Source organism: Amycolatopsis sp. NPDC059657, assembly GCF_042734395.1.
Lineage (GTDB): Bacteria > Actinomycetota > Actinomycetes > Mycobacteriales > Pseudonocardiaceae > Amycolatopsis.
Genome location: NZ_JBHWEB010000234.1, coordinates 1 through 5,620 on the forward strand (window position 1 = coordinate 1; position 5,620 = coordinate 5,620).

The following is a 5,620-nucleotide window of genomic DNA, read 5'->3' on the forward strand; positions in this document are numbered from 1 at the left end:
GCCTCTTGCCGTGCGGTGATCGCTCCGGATCAGGTCGGAGAAGCGGTGGTCGCCGGGCTGGTGCCAGCCGTGTCGTGGGCGAAGGGGTGCGCAACGCGGGAAAGTCGTGGACGGACCGTTGGTGAAGGATTTCCCTCGGACGAAAATGGGACCCGCCCGGCTTGCCCACCTGTGCCGTTCGCTCGCTGACACTCACGATGAGGATTCCGCGCAGTTCTGCTGGAGCTGCGGCGGGCACACCGGATTCTTGAACGGGAGATGGCATGAAGGTACTCGGTTCGGCGCGGCTCGACCGCGACACGAGGAAGAAGTCACGGACGAGGCGTCTCGCACTCGTGGGAGCGCTGGGTGTGCTCACGGCATCGGTGCTGGTGTTGCCGGGACAGGCGGTCGCGGCGACGAAGTGCGACGCTCCGCGGGGTCAGTCCTGCCTCGGAGTCATGAAGAACACCCCGCTTGCGAGCAGCATCAGTGTCAACGGAGTCTGTGTCCCGAACCTCGGCTCCAGCCAGACCCGGCCCGGCATCAAGGTGCCCGCCGACGGCAAGTGGTGGAATCCCCCTGTGCTGCCTTACGGCGACCGGAACTGCGGATCCGGTTCCCAAATCACAGCGGGTGTGGTTGTCGGGTGGGACGCCAGACCCGACAACGACAACTTCCGGTGGGTGACCATCACGACGTCTGGCTTTGGTGTGGACTGAGTGTGACCAGAGGGATTTCTTGACGGGACGATTAGTGAAGGATTTCCCTCGGATGCCGGCGGAACCGCCCGGTTCGCCCATTTGGGCCGTTCGCTCGCTGACACTCATGGTGAGGATTTCGCGCAGTTCTGCTGGAGCGGCGAAGGTCGTGCAGGATTCCTGAACAGGAGATGACATGAAGTTACTCAGCTCGGCGCGGCTCGACCGTGACCTGAGGAAGAAGTCGCGGGCGGGGCTCACGCTGCTGGGAGCGCTGGGTGTGCTCACGGCATCGGTACTGGTGCTGCCGGGACAGGCGGCCGCGGCGGTGCGATGCGACGCTCCGCAGGGTCAGTCTTGTCTCAAAATCGTGAACAGCCACCCCCTTGTCGGCAGTGTCCGTGTCGGCGGAGCTCCGGTCTCGAACGTCGGTTACACCAAGCTCGCTGTTCCCAGCATCAAGGTGGCTGCGGACAGCGCACGCGGCAACCCCGCTGTCCTGCTTTACAATGACCGGAACTGTCAAGACGGTCTCTCGCAGTCAAGTGCGGGTATTGGGTGGGCCGCTAAGCCTGACAATGACAACTTCCGGTCGGTGTACATCACGTTTGGCAGTGCTGCCGGCTGACGGCTCGGAGGCGCGTCGTCGCCTTTCATTCGCCCTTGAGGGCTTCGACGAACGCGGCGGTGCCCGCAATGGCAGGCACCGCCGCGTTCGCGTGTCAGCACGGCGCGGTCGGCGGACGGTAGAGCACCAAGCGAATCAGCCCGGGCTGAACGCGTCAACGCCGCGAAATGGTTCGCCGAGCGGGTTCACCAGACGGTCTTGACCGGCCGTGCTCAGATCGTGCACCTGGCGACGATGTGCTGGGTGCCATTGTTGGTGATGCTGAAGCAGTGGCCGCGGGTGCGCGGCATAAAAAATTCGTGGAACCGTTGCCCGGGAACATCGATCCAGATGTGGGCCCATCCGCCGTCGCCGCAGTTCCCGAAGCGCCAGCTCACCTCGCCTAGTCCCTTTTTGCTGGTCGCCTGCCAGTGGTCGACGTTCTTGCCATTGCCGTCGTAAAGATCGGCGTACACCGACCACCGCGCCTTGTCGTAGTAAACCTTAACACCGAGGTATTCGTCCGGGCAGGTGTCGCGGGCCGCCTTGGTGGCGGCTTCCGATGGCGACGTCGCCACCAAGGTGAGACTGGCCGCGGCCATCGTACTCAACACAACACTGAAGATTTTCTTCATGCGCATGGTCGTCGTACTCCTTGTTCTTTTTAAGCGCCTCATCGAATGGCAGCTCCGGAAACACGTCATGTGACGTTTCACAATGGTAGGCCTGCGACCGTGCGATGAGGGCCCCGATGTCTCGAAATTCGCGTTTTTCGGATTTGGTGGCGCTGCCGATCGGGCCGAACTTTTGGGCGTGCTCACCGTATCGGAGAAACAGCCGCTCGCCTGTTGTCTTCCCCGATGTCGAGGTGCTTGCCGAGGTACTGGGCCGTGAGGCCGTGACGGTCGCGCGCGAGGAGCCGCGGTGTTCCGGTGGCGACGATCATGCCGCCCGCCGCTCCGCCGCCGGGGCCCATGTCGATGAGGTGGTCGGCGTTGGCGATCATGTCGAGGTCGTGCTCGATGACGATGACGGTGGCGCCCTTGTCGGTGAGGCGTTGGATGACCGCAAGGAGGGTGCGGATGTCGAGTGGGTGCAGGCCGACGCTGGGTTCGTCGAGGACGAAGAGGGTGTCGGCCTGGTCGCGGTCGAGTTCCGAGGCGAGCTTCAGGCGTTGTGCTTCTCCGCCGGACAATGCCGTCGTGGCCTCGTTGAGGGTGAGGTAGCCCAGTCCCAGCTCGACGAGTGCCCGCAGCCGCGCCGGGACCCGGCGCATGTCCTCGATGTGCTCGATCGCCTGCCGGACGGTAAGGGCGAGCAGGTCGGGCAGGGTGATTCCCTCGCGCGGGTATTCGACGGCCGCCGGAGCGTACCGGGAGCCTGCGCAGTCCGGGCAGACGATGTCGACGTCGGGAAGGAACTGCACGTCGAGCGAGACCTGGCCGGTGCCTTCGCAGCGGGGACACCGCAGCGACCCGGTATTGTAGGAGAAGTCGCCGGCGGTCAGGCCACGCTCTCGCGCCGCCGGCGTGGCCGCGTAGGCACGTCGGAGTTCGTCGAGAACACCGCTGTAGGTGGCGACGGTGGAGCGGACGTTGACACCGATCGGGGTGGCGTCGACCACGTTGACCCGGGTGACGCCTGCGGCGTCCACGGCCTCGACCCAGGCGGGAAGCCGCTCGCCGGAGGCTTTCGCTTCAAGCGCCGGTACGAGGCTTTCGAGGATGAGCGTGGTCTTTCCCGATCCGGACACGCCGGTGACGGCGGTCAGGCGTCCTTGCGGGATGTCGACGTCCAGCGCGTGGACGGTGTGCAGCGGGCGGGTGGACAGGTGGATGCGCCCGTGCTCGAACACCTCGTCCTCGCCTGCCTGGTGCCGCACGACGACGGGTTCACGCCCGACGAGAAAGCCGCCGAGAAGTGACTCCGGATGCTCGGCGAGGGTTGGCACGTCGCCGGTCGCGAGTACGCGCCCGCCTTCGGTACCCGAGCCCGGGCCGATCTCGATGAGCCAGTCGGCCTCGCGCAGAACTTGGACGTCGTGGTCGACGAGCACAACGGAGTTGCCGTCCTTCAGCAGGTCTCGCAGGACACCGAGCAGTCCGTCCACATTCGACGGATGCAGGCCGATGGAAGGCTCATCCAGCACGTAGAGCACGCCGGTCGTCTGGTTGCGCACCGCGCGCGCCAGCTGTACGCGTTGCCGCTCACCGGTGGACAGGGTGGAGCCGGCCCGGTCGAGGCTGAGATAGCCCAGTCCCAGATCGAGCAAGCGGCGCGCGGTCTCCAGCAACTTGGCGACGATGTCCCGCGCCATCTGGTGCATGTCCCGTGGCAGGGAATCCCCGATGGTGGGCACCCAGCGGACGAGCTCGTCGAGGGTTTTGGCGGTTGCCTCGGCGAGGTTGATCCCGTTCACGAGCGAGGCCCGCGCCTGCTCGCTGAGCCGGGTGCCATGGCAGCTGCGGCACACCTGGGCACTGATGAACTTGCTCACCCGGTTGAGCCCGCGCTCGCTGGTGGCCTTGTCCAGCGCCTCCTGCACGGCCAGCCGGGCGTTGCGGTAGGTGAAGTTCAGCTCGAACAGCTTGCCGTTCTTGGACGGGACACTGATGAGGCGCTTTTCGGCAGGGCCGTGCATCACGGTGGCACGCTCGTCGGCGGTCAGTTCCGCGTACGGCACCTCGGTGCGCACGCCGAACTCCGCGACGACCTGCGGCATCACCGTCAAGCCGAACATGGACCACGGCGCGACGGCCCCTTGTGCGATGGTGAGGGAGGGATCGGGGACGAGGCGCTCCTCATCGATCTCCCGGACGATCCCGGTTCCGGTGCAGTGCGGGCACGCGCCGTCGGAATTGAAGGCCAGCGACTCCGCGCCAGGCGGGTAGAAGGTGACGGCGCACACCGGGCAGGTCAGGTCGAGGTTGAGGGCCACATCGATCGTCGGCTCCTGGCGATGGCCGTTCGGGCAGCAGTGCGAACCCAGCCGGGAGTACAGCAGGCGCAGGACGTTGAGCAGCTCGGTCGAGGTGCCGAAGGTGCTGCGTACCCCGGGAACGCTCGGGCGCTGACGCAGGGCGAGTGCGGCGGGGACATGTGTGACACTGTCGACGTCCGCGCGCGGGGCATGTGACATCCGGCGGCGGGTGTAGGTCGACAGCGCTTCGATGTACCGCCGTGACCCTTCCGCGTACAGCACTCCCATCGCCAACGATGACTTGCCGGACCCGGAAACACCCGCGAGTGCGACAAGTTTGCGCAGCGGGACCGTGACGTCGATGTCCTGGAGATTGTGCACCCGTGCACCGCGCACCTCGATCGACAGAGGTTGATCATCGATGTGCGTGTCCATCAGCGACTCTTTCCTTCAGCGGCCGTTCATATTTCCTGGAACTTGCTTCCAAGGAAACTATACTGGCGTCGGCGCGTGCGGAGCGAGGAATCCGAGGAGGAAGCCGTGGTAGACCTGAGGATGCTGTACACCGACCTGATCCGCTTCGAAATCGAGCTGTGGGGTGCCGTCGACGCTCGCCTGCGGGCGGCCTGTGACCTGCAACTCACGTGGTTCGAGGTGATGCGGCTGCTCGACGAGCGGGCCGGATGCCGGGTACTGGACATCGCGGAGGAGTTCCGGATCACGGTAGGCGGCACCAGCAAGGTCGTCGATCGGGTCGAAGCCGCAGGCTACTGCGTACGGCGCCCCAATCCCGACGACAGGCGTTCTTCCATCGTCGAGCTCACCCCTTCCGGCAGACGCACGCTGGCCAAGGCGACGAAGGTCTTCGACGAGGAGCTGGAGGCCCGGATCGGCTCGGTGCTCCCGGAGCGGGCGCTCGACCAGCTGGCGACGGCACTCGCGGGACTGCGCGCCGCGTACCGCGCGAAGGGGTCGTGAGTGTGGCGAACGGTTCTAACCGTCGGCAACACTCACGACCCACGGCCGTTCTCGCTCAGGTGAGGCTGACGTACTGCGTGTTGGGCAGAGGATAGCTCGAGACGAGAGCGGAGACGGCCTTGGTGGAGGCGCCAGTGCACCCGCTTGAATCGAATGCGCTGACGACGATCCGGTCACCGCCGTTCAGGGTTACGCCGGGAACGGTTACCCATCCCTCGCCGTGGGAGGGGAGGGGATGGCAGTGGCCGACCCCACCGTTGACGGCGACCTTCACAGCATGCGTGCTCGGATGTACGCCCGCCGAGAGGGCTTTCGTCGTGGCGGCGTTCGCGCCCGGCGCGAACGCGAGCAGCGCGACACCCGCGACAGTGCCCATGAGGACCTTACCGAACATCTTCATTCCATCTCCGATCGCAAAGCGGGAGTGCATGGAGA

The 5,620-nt window shown here is 65.7% G+C and carries 6 protein-coding genes; 3 read left to right on the top strand and 3 right to left on the bottom strand.

Features of this window, described 5'->3' with window-relative positions; all coding sequences use genetic code 11:
- Positions 1 to 263: 263 nt before the first annotated feature.
- Entirely contained in the window at positions 264 to 701 is a 438-nt protein-coding gene (locus tag ACFV15_RS47630; RefSeq protein ID WP_378360091.1) for a hypothetical protein, read from the top strand.
- Between the two features lie 175 nt (positions 702 to 876).
- The gene (locus ACFV15_RS47635; RefSeq protein WP_378360092.1) at positions 877 to 1,308 is read left to right on the top strand and encodes a hypothetical protein; all 432 of its coding nucleotides are present in this window, start codon (positions 877 to 879) and stop codon (positions 1,306 to 1,308) included.
- A 212-nt stretch (positions 1,309 to 1,520) separates the two neighbouring features.
- Here the strand turns inward: ACFV15_RS47635 and ACFV15_RS47640 are convergent, their stop codons facing one another.
- Complete coding sequence (locus tag ACFV15_RS47640) at positions 1,521 to 1,928, bottom strand: hypothetical protein (RefSeq protein ID WP_378360094.1); 408 nt, start codon at positions 1,926 to 1,928, stop codon at positions 1,521 to 1,523.
- 176 nt (positions 1,929 to 2,104) lie between these two features.
- Positions 2,105 to 4,642 (bottom strand): excinuclease ABC subunit UvrA, encoded by a 2,538-nt coding sequence (locus ACFV15_RS47645; protein WP_378360095.1) that lies wholly within the window; start codon positions 4,640 to 4,642, stop codon positions 2,105 to 2,107.
- Between the two features lie 105 nt (positions 4,643 to 4,747).
- Here ACFV15_RS47645 and ACFV15_RS47650 point away from each other — a divergent pair, with 105 nt between their 5' ends.
- Positions 4,748 to 5,185 (top strand): MarR family winged helix-turn-helix transcriptional regulator, encoded by a 438-nt coding sequence (locus ACFV15_RS47650; protein WP_378360097.1) that lies wholly within the window; start codon positions 4,748 to 4,750, stop codon positions 5,183 to 5,185.
- Positions 5,186 to 5,240: 55 nt separating this feature from the next.
- On the opposite strand, the gene ACFV15_RS47655 is transcribed toward ACFV15_RS47650, so the two are convergent.
- Positions 5,241 to 5,620, bottom strand: a 380-nt coding sequence (locus ACFV15_RS47655; protein ID WP_378360098.1) for a hypothetical protein, incomplete at its 5' end; no start/stop codon positions are given.

Excerpts from the sequence above, each read along its gene's own strand:
- ACFV15_RS47645 (WP_378360095.1), bottom strand. The coding sequence starts at position 4,642 with ATGGACACGCACATCGATGATCAACCTCTGTCGATCGAGGTGCGCGGT.
- ACFV15_RS47635 (WP_378360092.1), top strand. The coding sequence starts at position 877 with ATGAAGTTACTCAGCTCGGCGCGGCTCGACCGTGACCTGAGGAAGAAG.
- ACFV15_RS47630 (WP_378360091.1), top strand. The coding sequence starts at position 264 with ATGAAGGTACTCGGTTCGGCGCGGCTCGACCGCGACACGAGGAAGAAG.
- ACFV15_RS47640 (WP_378360094.1), bottom strand. The coding sequence starts at position 1,928 with ATGCGCATGAAGAAAATCTTCAGTGTTGTGTTGAGTACGATGGCCGCG.